This window comes from Paenibacillus kribbensis (assembly GCF_001705305.1).
Classification (GTDB): domain Bacteria; phylum Bacillota; class Bacilli; order Paenibacillales; family Paenibacillaceae; genus Paenibacillus; species Paenibacillus kribbensis_B.
Map to the genome: position 1 here is coordinate 50,094 of NZ_MCBP01000016.1, position 13,652 is coordinate 63,745.

At 51.2% G+C, this 13,652-nt stretch carries 12 protein-coding genes; all 12 read left to right on the forward strand.

The features are described from left to right. Position 1 precedes the first annotated feature (1 nt). The 12 genes from BAZ21_RS23135 to BAZ21_RS23190 all read left to right on the forward strand — a co-directional run bounded on the left by BAZ21_RS23135 (position 2) and on the right by BAZ21_RS23190 (position 13,646). A complete protein-coding gene (locus BAZ21_RS23135; protein WP_068505268.1) occupies positions 2 to 1,990 on the forward strand; it encodes a DHH family phosphoesterase in 1,989 nt (662 codons plus the stop codon). Continuing rightward, positions 1,987 to 2,430, forward strand: a complete 444-nt coding sequence (gene rplI, locus BAZ21_RS23140) for a 50S ribosomal protein L9 (RefSeq protein ID WP_068505269.1) — start codon at positions 1,987 to 1,989, stop codon at positions 2,428 to 2,430. The genes BAZ21_RS23135 and rplI overlap by 4 nt, the downstream gene beginning before the upstream one ends. A gap of 2 nt (positions 2,431 to 2,432) precedes the next feature. Continuing rightward, entirely contained in the window at positions 2,433 to 3,791 is a 1,359-nt protein-coding gene (gene dnaB / locus BAZ21_RS23145; protein WP_007433205.1) for a replicative DNA helicase, read from the forward strand. Positions 3,792 to 4,168: 377 nt separating this feature from the next. Continuing rightward, on the forward strand, positions 4,169 to 5,455 hold the full coding sequence (locus BAZ21_RS23150; protein WP_068505270.1) for an adenylosuccinate synthase: 1,287 nt from the start codon (positions 4,169 to 4,171) through the stop codon (positions 5,453 to 5,455). Between the two features lie 452 nt (positions 5,456 to 5,907). Beyond that, positions 5,908 to 6,732, forward strand: a complete 825-nt coding sequence (locus BAZ21_RS23155; protein ID WP_068505271.1) for an ABC transporter permease — start codon at positions 5,908 to 5,910, stop codon at positions 6,730 to 6,732. 27 nt (positions 6,733 to 6,759) lie between these two features. Continuing rightward, positions 6,760 to 7,791, forward strand: a complete 1,032-nt coding sequence (locus BAZ21_RS23160) for an ABC transporter ATP-binding protein (RefSeq protein ID WP_068505272.1) — start codon at positions 6,760 to 6,762, stop codon at positions 7,789 to 7,791. Between the two features lie 103 nt (positions 7,792 to 7,894). Further along, on the forward strand, positions 7,895 to 9,064 hold the full coding sequence (locus BAZ21_RS23165) for an extracellular solute-binding protein (protein ID WP_068505273.1): 1,170 nt from the start codon (positions 7,895 to 7,897) through the stop codon (positions 9,062 to 9,064). A gap of 2 nt (positions 9,065 to 9,066) precedes the next feature. Further along, complete coding sequence (locus BAZ21_RS23170; RefSeq protein WP_068505274.1) at positions 9,067 to 9,909, forward strand: ABC transporter permease; 843 nt, start codon at positions 9,067 to 9,069, stop codon at positions 9,907 to 9,909. Positions 9,910 to 9,940: 31 nt separating this feature from the next. After that, positions 9,941 to 11,428 (forward strand): hypothetical protein, encoded by a 1,488-nt coding sequence (locus BAZ21_RS23175; RefSeq protein ID WP_068505275.1) that lies wholly within the window; start codon positions 9,941 to 9,943, stop codon positions 11,426 to 11,428. Further along, on the forward strand, positions 11,425 to 11,892 hold the full coding sequence (locus tag BAZ21_RS23180; protein WP_068505276.1) for a hypothetical protein: 468 nt from the start codon (positions 11,425 to 11,427) through the stop codon (positions 11,890 to 11,892). Before BAZ21_RS23175 ends, BAZ21_RS23180 begins: the two co-directional genes overlap by 4 nt. Next, positions 11,885 to 12,910: a CehA/McbA family metallohydrolase gene (locus tag BAZ21_RS23185; protein ID WP_068505277.1), complete on the forward strand. Its 1,026-nt coding sequence runs from the start codon at positions 11,885 to 11,887 to the stop codon at positions 12,908 to 12,910. The genes BAZ21_RS23180 and BAZ21_RS23185 overlap by 8 nt, the downstream gene beginning before the upstream one ends. A gap of 19 nt (positions 12,911 to 12,929) precedes the next feature. Then, positions 12,930 to 13,646 (forward strand): GntR family transcriptional regulator, encoded by a 717-nt coding sequence (locus BAZ21_RS23190; RefSeq protein ID WP_068505278.1) that lies wholly within the window; start codon positions 12,930 to 12,932, stop codon positions 13,644 to 13,646. Positions 13,647 to 13,652: the final 6 nt, after the last annotated feature.

Sequence of the window (13,652 nt, forward strand, 5' to 3'; positions counted from 1 at the left end):
CATGCCTAAATTTCTACAAAAACGCTGGCACGGCTATCAAACTGTCTGGGCGTTTTTGCTGCTGCTGGTGCTTGTCATATGTATTTCCATGTACAATTGGGAACTGGGTGTGATAGGACTGCTGCTGTCATTCTTGCTTGGCGGGTTGATGCTGAAGACGGAATTGGATTTTCGTCGGGAGCTGAATCAATATATCAGCGGTCTTTCCTTCCGGATCAAGCGGGTAGAGGGAGAAGCCATCAGCACACTGCCGTTTGGGATCATTTTATACAGTGAAAATCGAACGGTAGAATGGCACAATCGGTTTACCGGAGAGATGTTTGAGGAGCAGTCGCTGATAGGCGAGCCTCTGCAGGACCTATTTCCCCAACTGGCAGGAGCTTTAAGTGCCAAAAAGGAAACAAAGGAGCTTACTCGTGAGCTGAAGGTGGAGCTACAGCATGATGAGCGCTACTACCAGTTTCTGATCGTGCCGGATGAGCGCCTGATATACTTGTATGAAGTGACAGAGCTGGCGGTGCTGCGCAAGCAGTATGAAAACGAGCGCCTGGCGCTCGGTATCGTCATGCTCGATAATATGGACGAGGCCGCTCAGGGGATGGACGATCAGCAGCGTACTGCGCTTATTGCGAAGGTGACGAGCGAGATTACGTCCTGGGCGAACCATTACAATATTTATTTGCGCCGCTTGTCATCCGAGCGCTATCTCATTATGCTGAATCATAAAGCGCTTCAGGAACTGGAGCAGAGCCGATTCGTCATTCTGGATACGGTAAGGGAAATGACGGCGGATTTGAAAGTGCCCATGACACTGAGCATCGGCTTGTCCTTCGGTGCGGAGAGCATCAAGGAGCTGGGCGAGCTGGCTCAGTCCAGTCTGGATATGGCGCTCGGACGTGGGGGCGATCAGGCAGCAGTGAAAGCCGGGCAGCGCCTGTCCTTTTACGGAGGCAAGTCCAATGCTGTCGAAAAGCGTACAAGGGTGCGCGCCCGGGTCATTGCCCATGCGCTGCGTGATCTGATGCAGGAGAGCGACCGCGTGCTGATCATGGGACACAAAATACCGGACATGGATGCATTGGGAGCGGCCATCGGCGTGTGGAAGGCCGCAGCGCTGTACAATGTTGAAGCACATATCGTGCTGGATAAATCCAATCCGTCCATTGACCGGATGATGGAGCAGGTTAACAAGGACGAGAAGCTGTCACAGGCACTGATGACGCCGGAGCAGTCGCTCCAGGCCATGACCGAGCATAGCTTGCTGGTCGTAGTGGATACGCACAAGGCCTCAATGACGATTGAGCCACGTCTCGTGCAGACGGCAAGCCGGGTGGTGGTTGTAGATCACCACCGTCGGGGCGAGGAATTTATTAACGATTCAGTTCTGATCTATTTGGAACCGTATGCGTCGTCGGCCTGTGAGCTGGTGACCGAGCTGCTGCAATATATCCATGAGAAGGTCCAGCTGACACCGCTGGAGGCGACATCGCTGCTGGCCGGGATTACGGTGGATACCAAGCATTTTTCCCTGCATACAGGCTCGCGTACGTTTGAGGCGGCCGGTTTTTTACGGCGTAGTGGGGCAGATACAGTCATGATCCAGCGCATGTTAAAAGAGGACCTGGATGAATATATTGCTAAGGCGGAAATTATAAAGCATGCTAAAATGATATATGGCCACATCGCGATTGCGGTAACAGAGCCCGGACAAAAAATACCGCAGCTTCTGATTGCTCAGGTGGCAGATTCATTACTCAATATGACGGATGTACTGGCCTCCTTTGTGGTCAGTGAACGTCCTGACGGCCTGGTGGGGATCAGCGCCCGTTCGCTCGGGCGCATGAACGTACAGGTCGTCATGGAACGGCTAGGCGGCGGAGGACATCTGACGAATGCGGCGGTCCAGCTGGATTGCTCGCTGGAGGAAGCCGAGCGCAGAGTGGTCGACGTGCTGGCCGAAATTGATGGGGAAGAGGGGTTATTTGAATGAAAGTGATATTCATTAAAGATATGAAGGGCCAAGGTAAGAAAGGGCAGGTTAAGGAAGTGTCCGACGGTTATGCAGCGAATTTTCTGCTGCCGCGTGGTATTGCCCGTCCAGCAACGGAAGGAAATATGAAGACGCTGGAGAATCAGAGCGCTGCCGAGGAAAAACGCAAGCAAGAGGAAAAGGAAGAAGCACAAGTACTCGGCAAAAAGCTGGAAGAGACAACGATTCAGCTCAAAGCGAAGGCTGGAGACGGCGGACGGCTGTTCGGCGCGATTACAAGCAAGCAAATCGCAGAGGCTGTTGCTAAAACCGGCATCAAGCTGGATAAACGCAAAATCGAACTGGAAGAACCAATTCGTACGCTCGGCGTGACTCAAATGACCGTCAAGCTTCATCCTGAGGTCAAAGCTACGCTGAAGGTACAGGTGACTGAAGAATAATTATGGGCGGCGAATTTTTTGATCGGATTCCTCCGCAAAATCTGGAGGCTGAACAGGCGGTTATCGGGTCCATTTTGCTCCAGTCTGAAGCACTGATTACCGCGATGGAGCGGGTGCAGACCGAGGATTTTTACGATAAGGCTCATCAGATGATTTACGAAGCAATGATTGAGCTGGGTGAATCCGGGCAGCCGATTGACTTGGTTACGCTGACCTCGAAGATTCAGGACAAAGGTCAGTTGGAGGATATCGGTGGTGTCAGTTATCTGGCGAAGCTGGCTCACGGGGTGCCAACAGCGGCTAACGTGGATTACTATGCCCAGATTATTGAAGAAAAAGCGATGCTTCGTCGCTTGATTCGCACAGCTACGCAAATTGTAAGTGAAGGCTACAGCAACGGCGAGGATGTCGCCGGTATGCTGAGCGATGCCGAGCGCAAGATCATGGAGATATCCAACGGTCGCTCAGGCAGTGGTTTTATCGCCATCCGCGATGTCGTGATGGAAGTGTTCGACCGTGTCGAAATGCTGCATCAGAACAAGGGCAACACGACGGGAATTCCATCCGGCTTCGTTGACCTGGACAAGATGACAGCAGGTTTTCAACGCAATGACTTGATCATTGTAGCGGCCCGTCCATCTGTAGGTAAAACGGCGTTCGCCCTGAATATCGCACAAAACGTCGCAGTGCGGGCGAAAGAGACGGTAGCCATCTTTAGTCTGGAGATGTCGGCGGCTCAGCTCGTACAGCGTATGATCTGCGCCGAGGCTAATTTGGACGCGAACGTCATGCGGACAGGTGAATTTAAAGGCGACGAAGATTGGGCCAAGCTGACGATGGGGATTGCAGCCTTGTCCGAGGCAGAAATCTATATCGACGATACGCCCGGCGTCACTGTCGCCGATATTCGTGCCAAGTGCCGCCGCCTCAAGACGGAAAAGGGACTGGGCATGATCGTAATCGACTACTTGCAGCTCATTCACGGACGAGGCAAAGCAGGCGAGAACCGGCAGCAGGAGGTATCCGAAATTTCACGGACCTTGAAGCAAATTGCCCGTGAGCTTGAAGTGCCTGTTATTGCCCTTTCCCAGCTGAGCCGGGGTGTGGAGCAGCGTCAAGACAAGCGGCCGATGATGAGTGACTTGCGGGAATCGGGTTCCATCGAGCAGGATGCCGACATCGTCGCGTTTCTGTACCGGGACGATTACTATAATCAGGAAACGGAAAAGAAAAATATTATTGAGATTATCATAGCCAAGCAGCGTAACGGCCCGGTCGGAACGGTAGAGCTGGTGTTTCTCAAAAACTATAATAAATTCGCCAATTACGAGCGTGCCCATTCGGATGCGTTCGCGGGCTAATGTAATGAATATATTAGAAGAGGGCTCTTTCGACGCGTGTTTTACGAGTTGAAGGAGTCTTTTTCATAGGCTGCTTGCATGTTTTCATATCAGGATTGAAACTCCCAATTACGAACAATACTATTTTCATGTGATATATTGTTCGTTTTTTATTTGACTTTGAAAAATGGTACTGGTACACTTATAGTGCTGCTTCAACGCGGTGGGGAGATCATTACGCCCGGGACTTTCCGACCTACGGAATGTTTGCGACGGACGTTTTTTCCTGCTGTCCGAGAACGCTCCATATCTGTTCGCTGGTACAGTTAAAGACAGATATGTGTAGGGTGTCAGCTCAAAATCAGAGTGTCTGTGGGCACTCCACGGAGGAATGAAACATGTCAACTGTAGTCGTTGTGGGAACACAATGGGGAGACGAAGGCAAAGGTAAAATCACGGACTATCTGGCAGAAAGCGCTGAAGTCGTGGCCCGTTACCAAGGCGGAAACAATGCTGGTCATACGATTCTCATTGACGGTAAAAAGTATAAGCTGAGCCTGATTCCATCCGGCGTTTTTTATGAAGATAAAAAGTGTGTTATTGGCAACGGCATGGTAGTGAATCCAGCCGCTCTTATTGAAGAAATTACTTATATTCATGATAATGGCTTTTCAACGAAAAATCTGGTCATCAGTGACCGTGCGCATGTGATTATGCCTTACCATATGACGCTGGACGTACTGGAAGAAGACCGGAAGGGTCCTAACAAAATTGGTACGACACGCAAAGGGATCGGCCCTGCTTATATGGATAAAGCTGCACGTAACGGTATCCGTATTGCTGATTTGCTGGATGCGGAGGAGTTCGAGAAGAAGCTGCGTCATCTAACGAAGGAAAAGAACCAAGTGATCCAGCAGGTATACGGCGGTGAGCCGCTGGATGTGGAAGAAATACTGAAGAAGTATCTGGAGTATGCAGAATTTATTCGTCCTTATGTAGGTGATACGTCTGTTGTGTTGAATGATGCGATTGACGCGAACCGTAAGGTACTGTTCGAGGGTGCGCAAGGCGTTATGCTCGATATCGACCAAGGTACGTATCCGTACGTAACGTCCTCCAACCCATCGGCTGGCGGCGTATGTATCGGTTCCGGTGTCGGACCGTCCAAAATTCAACAAGTGATCGGTGTAGCCAAATCGTATACTACTCGCGTAGGCGATGGACCGTTTCCAACCGAGCTGAACGATGAGATCGGTGATTATATCCGTGAGACAGGTCATGAGTACGGCACGGTTACAGGTCGTCCTCGCCGTGTAGGCTGGTTTGACAGCGTTGTTGTGCGCCATGCCCGCCGTGTCAGCGGACTTACGGGTCTGTCCCTGAACTCACTGGATGTATTGACAGGTCTGAAAACAGTCAAAATCTGCACAGGCTACAAATACCGTGGCGAGATCATTACACATTATCCGGCAAGCTTGAAAATGCTGGCGGAGTGTGAAGCGGTATACGAAGAAATGCCGGGCTGGAGCGAAGACATTACAGGTGTAAAAACACTGGAGGAGCTGCCTGAGACTACTCGTAATTATGTACAACGCGTATCTGAGCTGACAGGCATTCCTATCGCTATCTTCTCTGTGGGCCGTAACCGTGATCAAACGAACCAGGTGCTTCCGATTTATTTGTAAGACAGAATGATATCGCTATTCCTGCATATTAAAAGAGAAACCCAGTCTTTTTCAAAGACTCCGGGTTTCTCTTTTTGGTTTTGTCCTATATAAATTCGGAATAAGAAGGATCGGGTCTATCTTTAAAGATAGACCTTTATTATTTCCGTACTATATAGGATGAACTAAAGAATAGAACAAGTGGAACGAGAACGAAGTGGGCGGAATGGTGCTGTACAAGCGATAGCGTTCGCCTTTGTGCCTGGATTTCAACCATTTTAGCTTGATTTAAGGAAATCCGGGCACAACAGCGATGGGAAGCACCATCCGTTCGCGCAGTGGCGCTTCGTGTACATTTTCCGTCCCCCTTTTACATAATCTTATCTTCCTTGTCGATTTGTGATAACAAACCCTCTCTATAATCCAAATTGAAAAGAGATTCGGACGTCTAGACGTCTTGAGAGGGATGAATTATGAACTGGTATCTTCGCTCACTCGGCACACGCAAAATTGTGGAATTCATCGTGCTTGTCATTTTTGTCATTTTTTTTCTGGGGCCTCTGACCAATCTGCTTCTGTTGGCGGTTTCGGGAAAATGGCAGTATCCTGCACCACTCCCGCAGAGCTTGTCACTGGAATGGTGGAAGTTTGTACTTACGCAGGATGACGTACTCAGCTCGATTTCCTTATCCTTCCTGATTGCTATTACCGTTACGGTCTGCTCGATTATCGTATGTGTTCCTGCTGCCTATGCCTTCGCGCGGATTTCCTTTCCGCTCAGCAAGTGGTTTCTATTTTCATTCCTGCTCACGCATGCTTTTCCAAAAATGGGCTTGTATGTATCCATCGCTGTGCTGTTCTACCAGTTCGGGTTGATGAATACCTTTGCAGGCATTGTGCTCATCCACATGGTGAACACGCTCATGTATATGACCTGGATTCCTTCCTCAGCGTTCCGCAGCGTACATCGCGCACAGGAGGAGTCCGCACGGGATGCCGGAGCCGGACCCTTTCGGGTATTCTGGAAAATTACCTTTCCTATGGCACTGCCCGGCATTGTGGTCGCTTCCATCTTTACCTTTCTCGCTTCACTGGATGAGGCACAGGGGACACTGCTGGTCGGAACACCGGACTATAAAACGATGCCAGTCATTATGTATTCCATCATTGCCGATTATCCGAGCACAACGGGTGCTGTGTTCTCGGTCATTCTTACTCTGCCAACAATTATTCTGCTATTGGCCGCCAAGCGTTTTGTAAGTGCGGATGTACTGGCAGGCGGATTTCAGGTGAAATAACGTAACTGGTCAAAAGGAGCCTAGATCATGTCCATTCAACTATCCATTCAAGAGCTAACCAAACGCTTCAAGACAGGAGACGGAGTCAAAGGCATTTCACTTGACGTAATGAAGGGAGAACTGGTGACGCTGCTTGGGCCGTCCGGCTGCGGTAAAACAACCGTGCTTCGCTCAATTGGCGGCTTTCTTGACCCGGACAGCGGTGACATCCGGATTCAAGGTAAAAGCGTACTGAAGCTGCCTCCCGAAAAACGCCCGACAGCCATGGTGTTCCAAAGCTATAATCTGTGGCCGCATATGACGGTGTATGACAATCTGGCCTTCGGACTGAAGATTCGCAAGGTGAAAAAGGCGGAGATCGACCGCCAGGTCAAGGAAGCGCTGGCGCTGGTCCGGCTGGAGACGGCGGAACGCAAAACGCCCGGTCAGCTCTCAGGCGGCCAACAGCAGCGGGTAGCGCTCGCCCGTGCTCTGCTGCTAAAGCCGGAAGTATTGCTGCTGGACGAGCCTTTCTCCGCACTCGATGCCAAGCTGCGGATGGAGATGCGGGAAGAGCTGCGCGACATCCAAATGCGAACGGGAATGACGATGGTGTTCGTCACCCACGATCAGGAAGAGGCCTTGTCCATTTCCGACCGGATTGTAGTCATGAATGCAGGCCGAATTGAGCAGCTTTCGACGCCGCAGGAGATTTATGACCATCCGCAGTCGCTGTTTGTGGCGGGATTTATCGGCCGTATTAATTTATTAAGGGGGGTGAGCAAAGGTCGCAGTGTCTCCGTGAGTGGAATACCTTTTCCGCAAGAGCATGAATACACAGGTGAATCCATGGTAGGTGTAAGACCGGAGGATATTGTTCTGGCGAATGAGGACATACATTCACTGTCTGGAACGATCCGACAGGTGATGGTTCTCGGGCATTATGCCGAGGTGTCGCTGGACAGCGGGACGGATCATCTGAAAATGTTTGTGCCGCGTGAACGGGCTGCCGAGCTGCGCAGTGGGGAGCGAATCAGATTCAGCTTCAATAAAATTGTTACTTTTCCAGCAGCACAGTGAATGTCTGCCATCAACCTTCTGCATCGCTTCAAAATCAATCCATCATGAACGCATCATCTAGCGGTGTTGCGAACTTGTGCAACCATCTAAAGGAGGAAACAACGTGTTTGGGAAAAAGAAGATGAGTCTGATTTTGGCTGGGGTGCTCAGCCTATCGTTATTGGCCGGATGTGGGAACAGCGGCAAGGCCGCAACCACGACAGGAGAGGCCAAGGACACGAAAGCAGGGGCAGCTGCAGGCACGACGGAGATTTCCTTGTACACTGGCGGATCTTTGAACGTCAAAGAGTTATGGGAAACCTTAATTAAAGATTTTGAAGCTAAAAATGATCGCATTAAGGTCAAATTGGTGTATTTGCCAGCCGGAACCGGAGGCGCATCGACGCTGGATCGTCTGATCGCAGCCAAAAAGAGCGGACAAACCGATGTGGATATCGATCTGTACGAGGGTAGTCTGGATGACATCACCAGAGGCGCAGGTGAACAACTGTGGGACACGATGGACGCCAAGAAGGTTCCGAACCTGACCAATGTCGATGAAACCTATCTGAAGCAAGTAAATAATCAGGCTATTCCATACCGGGCATCTTCGGTAGTCCTTGCCTATAATAGCGCGAAGGTGGCTACGCCTCCCAAAACAGCAGACGAGCTGTATGCGTGGATTCGCCAGCATCCCGGCAAATTTGCTTATAACGACCCGTCCACGGGTGGTTCAGGCAGTTCGTTTGTAAATACCGTCATCTATAACTTCCTCCCGCCAGAGGCCATGAACAGTAATGATCCGGCTAATATGAAGAAATGGGATCAAGGCTTCTCGCTGCTCAAGGAACTGGGGCCTTCGATGTATCAAAAGGGTGTTTATCCGAAAAAGAATCAGGGCACGCTTGATATTCTCGCGAGCGGAGAGGTGGATATGATTCCAGCCTGGTCCGATATGGCCTTGGAGCAATTGGCGAAAGGACTGCTGCCTGATACGATCAAGCTGACGCAGATTGATCCTGCTTTTACAGGCGGCCCGTCTTATTTGATGGTTCCTTCCCTTTCCTCCAAGAAGGAAGCGACACAAGAATTTCTGAACTATGTGCTGACACCGGAAGCACAGAAGGTTGTTATCAATAAAATGTATGGATATCCGGGAATCAAGTGGAGTCTGATGCCAAGTGAGCTGCAAGAGAAATTCAACAGCGTATCTTCAGGCTACCGCAGCTTCAACAGCGGCGAGCTTCAGCAGGAAATCTACAAACGCTGGCAAAGTGAAGTCGCAGGCGGCTGATCATGAGTTCATCTTCTAAAAGAGGGATGGTGGGGCTTGCCCTGGTCATCCCGTCTTTTCTCATTTTGCTGGTGGTCGTTATTATTCCCATTCTCTATGCCGTGAAGGAAAGCCTGATTGATCAGCATGGAACCGGCTACGGCCTGGCGAACTATATTCGGCTGTTCACGGAGCCTGCCATGCGCAGAAACATCATATATACGATCAACATCACGCTAGTCTCGACGGCCCTTACGCTGGTCATCAGCTATGCTTTGGCGATTTACCTGAGATTCGGCAAAGGGATCGTCGTGAAATGGATAGGCCGATTGTATTTTATTCCGATGTTTGTTCCCGGAGTAATTGCAACGTATGCGATTATTACGATGTATGGCAATCACGGCTGGGCTGCACGTCTTTTGCTGCCGCTCGGCATTGAAACCATTCCAAGGATTATTTATGACTACAAAGGGCTGGTGCTGGCTAATTTGTGGTTCAACATCCCGTTTGCAACCATGCTGCTCAGCTCGGCACTTGCCAGCATTCCGAACGCTGTCGTCGAAAGTGCCAGAGATGCAGGAGCCAGCACGATGCAGCTGTTTGGACGCTTTATTTTACCCCTTTCCTACAAAACGATGTGGGTCGCGGTAACCTTCATCTTTATGGGAATCATGGGCAGCTTCACAGCTCCGTTCCTGATCGGTGCCAACTCGCCGCAGGTATTGGGTGTCGCCATGCAGCAGGTATTTTCCAGCTATCAGGAAACGCATACGGCAAGCGCTATGGCGGTGTTTATGTTTTTACTGTGTTCTTTCATGGGCTACTTTTATATTCGAACCATGGTGAAGGATGCGGATGCGGGCTAGAGGGCCGCTATACACTAAGGAGGTTACAGGGATGAACAGCCAAGCAGAAGTGCAGATGACCGGATTTCGCGGGGAATCGCAGGAAAAAGACCTGCTGGATTGCGGGTATCGGATTGCCTTACACAAAGCCGAGGTCGAGCTCAGCACGGGGAACGGGTTCCGATTCACGTTTTCCATGCCGGAAGACGGATTCGCAGAGCTTGATTTGCTGGCCCGCTCGGAGAGCGACTGGGCTGCGGCAGATCGGGAATCAGCCTTTGTACGCCTCTACCTGAACGATGTCTATAATCAGGACGTTATTTTGTATTATGGCAGCAGCCTGGGTGTGTACACTCGTTTGTTGGGGTATCTGAAGGAAGGCGATTATGAGGTGTATGTGGAATTCCGGGAACTGGAGTCTGCTCCGCTGGTGTCCAGAGCATGGATCGACGGGGTCGAGCTGCGCTGTGTGGCTGATACTTCGGCCAGATCGCTTGTCTATCGTCACACCCCTCTTTTGTACGGTCGCAATCTGTCCCATCCCTATGAAAATCGTTTCACGGATACGCCGCTGGTTCTATTTTATTCGGTGGCAGAGGAGGAAGAACGGACGATCATCGAATATCAGATGATGTTCAGCCATGAGGACGAAGGAACGCCAGCACCGCTGTTAATGAGCAAGTGGGGAAGAACAACAGATATTGAATGGATGTATCGTGTTGAACTGGATGCGGAAGGCCATGTGCTGAATGCTGTTTTCCAAGGTCCTCATCACATCACTACTCCTTTCCAGGGAAAATATGCTCTGGGCGGTCATCCTGTTCTTCAATCGGCTACGACCAATGGAAACTTTACGGATCATATTACGTCAGGCTACCGTTTTATGCTGACACCTTCCTTCCAGTGGAAGCCAGAGGAAGAGCCGCGTGAGGCGGTCATGAACCGTTTTCCTTTTGCCTATCAGGTCACCGGGTGGGAAATGGAGCGCCAGCAGGAGCTGGAAATGCCGTCGCTTGCGTCATCTATCGCCCTTGCTTCTCAGCGAAGCTATGTCTTTATCCAGACTTCCAAATATCCTGTGCCCAGTTCCGACGGTGAACGCGCTTTGCCATCCAGACCGGGCTTTAATCGACGGGAAGAGGATGCCTGTGTCGATATCCAGCTTCGCCTGCATGGCTCCGAGCAGTGGTATTCATCATGCCATCATGATCTGAGACTCGGAGATTTCAGAGCCGCTTATGAGGGGGCTGAGTCGCATTTTTCTACGACGATCAAGCTATCGGGAGAGCCTGCGCTGGATGATATAGCGGAAATCAGAGCAGTGCTGCTGGAAGGTGGTGCCGACCGGATGAAGGTGGCAGGGTTGTATGCTTTTATGCTGAACGAAAATTATTTGCCGCAGCAGTCGGGGATTCGTACCAACCGGGTGCTTGAGCTAACAAGGGATACCCCAGCAGCTATTCTATGGGCAGCGGCAGACGAGGCAGAGTCAGGTGCTCATGCTGAGAATTACCAGACAGGCAAGGATGAGCATGTATGAGCAAGCTGCTGTATGTGGAAGGAACGGTTGATCGTTCCTGTACCCAGAGTCATATTACGTATTCTTTTCATATTTCGCAGCCGTCAGAAATCATTCGCATTCAATTTTCATACACCCCCAAGCTGCTGGAGGATCAGGAGCAGGCTCGAAGTATGATTGAAGAGAGTATGAGCCGATACGGATACGATGAACCGGGTCATACGGAGAACGCATGGAAGAAGTATGCGCCACTACAGAATTTATTAACGCTGTCTGTCGATGATCCTGTTCGTCATCGGGGCAATGCGCACCGCCCCGAGATGCAGCAGGATCATCGACTGGGTTCTTCCGCGGCTTCGCCGGGATTTGTCGCAGGCGACAATCCCGCAGGAATGTGGAGGATAACCGTCAGTCTGCATGCCGTTGTAACAGAGACGCTGGCATACAGCATTCAGGTATGGGGGGAGGATGCCGCACATGGTTAAATGGATTCCGGCGGAGCTTCATACCCATACGCTTCACAGTGACGGCAAGCAAACACTGGAGGAGCTGGCTCAAAGCGCAGCCAATCTCGGGCTTGAATGCATCGCCATGACCGATCACAATACCCAGTCTGCACTTGTAGATCAGGAGCGGGTTCAACAGCAGTTTGGTGTCCCGATCATTCCAGGGATGGAATGGACCACCTTTTACGGACATATGCTGACGCTTGGGGTAGACCGCTTTATCGACTGGCGTGTTCTCGGGCCGGACGATATTCACGAGGGGATTCGGAAGGTGCATGAGCAGGGAGGTATTGCAGGGATTGCCCATCCGTTCAGGATTGGAAGTCCGATCTGTACGGGGTGTTTTTGGGAATACACCATTCAGGACTGGCATGAGGTCGATTATATCGAGGTATGGTCAACGCTCATGCCGTCGATCAAGCGAGACAGCCAGCGGGCATTCGCGATGTGGACGGATTTGCTAAATCAGGGTTATCGCATCACGGCGGTAAGTGGTCGGGACTGGCACGTATCCAAACCGGATGATGCCCTTCCGGCGGTCACTTATTTGGGTGTGCAGGAGGAAGCAGGAGAAAAAGAGACGTTGGCGATTCGGGCAGTTGAGGCGATCCGCAACGGCTCTGCATCGGTGACGATGGGGCCGCTGCTGACGATGCAGGCACAGGTTGAGGGGGATGACAAGCGCTATCGTATCGGGGAATATGTAGAGCCGCAGGTAGAAGATGCACTGTCGGTGACAATACAGTTGGATACAGAGATCAGAGCCGCCCATTACCGTCTGGAGCCGCAAAGCCTCCGTCTGCTGCTGACCAGCCGTCAGGGGACATGCTCTGAAATCCACATTCCTGCGCAATCCGGAGAATATACGATAACGCTGCAAGACCCGGCAGAAAAGGGCTGGATACGAGCCGAGCTGTATGGTTGTATGGAAGACTGCGTTACTATGATTGCTTTTACCAATCCGATTTATATCGCTGGAATCCAATCATTACGATAGAAAGGCTGGGCTTTGGACGGTGTCGACCAAACAAGAGAGCATTAAGCTGCTCATAGAGGAATATATAGAGGCTAACCGGATTGGCCCGGGCGACAGGCTGCCTTCGGAAGCGGCGCTCTCCCAATCGTTCCGAGTATCGCGTACGACGCTGCGAGGGGCCATTCGCCAGTTGGAGCTGGAAGGAAAGCTGCTGGTGAAGCACGGGAGCGGCACGTTCGCCACTCGTCCGCTTCCCAGCATTCCCAGCTCATTGGATCGCTTGTACAGCATCGGCGACATGATCCGTTCCGCAGGGCTGAGGGAAGACGAGCAACTGAAATCCATTCAGAGGGTTTCGGCGTGTCCACCGGATATTGCCAGTCAAATGGAACTTTCCGAGCATGAGCCGATGATTGTACTGGAGCGTACGCGTACCGCGGATGGGGAGGCGGTGGCACACTCTATTAACTGGATGCCGGAAAAGTTGGCAAGTCCAATTTTGGAGGACGGCTCTTTTTCAGGGTCCTTATTTCAGAGCCTGGAGCTTCAGGCCGGGGTACGAATTGTAGGGGCATATTCAGAGCTTACCGTTCCGAACGATCACGATGCCCACGCGGCACGTCTGCTCCAACAACCACAGGCTACGGTATTACTGCTCAAGCAGCTTCATTATGATGAGCTGAATCGGCAGGTGCTGTATTCACTGGATTATGTCCGCAATGATATTTTCCGTTTCTGGGTACGCCGTACTCGCTGATCCACT

Excerpts from the sequence above, each read along its gene's own strand:
- BAZ21_RS23180 (WP_068505276.1), top strand. The coding sequence starts at position 11,425 with ATGAGCAAGCTGCTGTATGTGGAAGGAACGGTTGATCGTTCCTGTACC.
- BAZ21_RS23185 (WP_068505277.1), top strand. The coding sequence starts at position 11,885 with ATGGTTAAATGGATTCCGGCGGAGCTTCATACCCATACGCTTCACAGT.
- BAZ21_RS23150 (WP_068505270.1), top strand. The coding sequence starts at position 4,169 with ATGTCAACTGTAGTCGTTGTGGGAACACAATGGGGAGACGAAGGCAAA.
- dnaB (WP_007433205.1), top strand. The coding sequence starts at position 2,433 with ATGGGCGGCGAATTTTTTGATCGGATTCCTCCGCAAAATCTGGAGGCT.
- BAZ21_RS23135 (WP_068505268.1), top strand. The coding sequence starts at position 2 with ATGCCTAAATTTCTACAAAAACGCTGGCACGGCTATCAAACTGTCTGG.
- BAZ21_RS23170 (WP_068505274.1), top strand. The coding sequence starts at position 9,067 with ATGAGTTCATCTTCTAAAAGAGGGATGGTGGGGCTTGCCCTGGTCATC.
- BAZ21_RS23155 (WP_068505271.1), top strand. The coding sequence starts at position 5,908 with ATGAACTGGTATCTTCGCTCACTCGGCACACGCAAAATTGTGGAATTC.
- BAZ21_RS23160 (WP_068505272.1), top strand. The coding sequence starts at position 6,760 with ATGTCCATTCAACTATCCATTCAAGAGCTAACCAAACGCTTCAAGACA.
- rplI (WP_068505269.1), top strand. The coding sequence starts at position 1,987 with ATGAAAGTGATATTCATTAAAGATATGAAGGGCCAAGGTAAGAAAGGG.
- BAZ21_RS23175 (WP_068505275.1), top strand. The coding sequence starts at position 9,941 with ATGAACAGCCAAGCAGAAGTGCAGATGACCGGATTTCGCGGGGAATCG.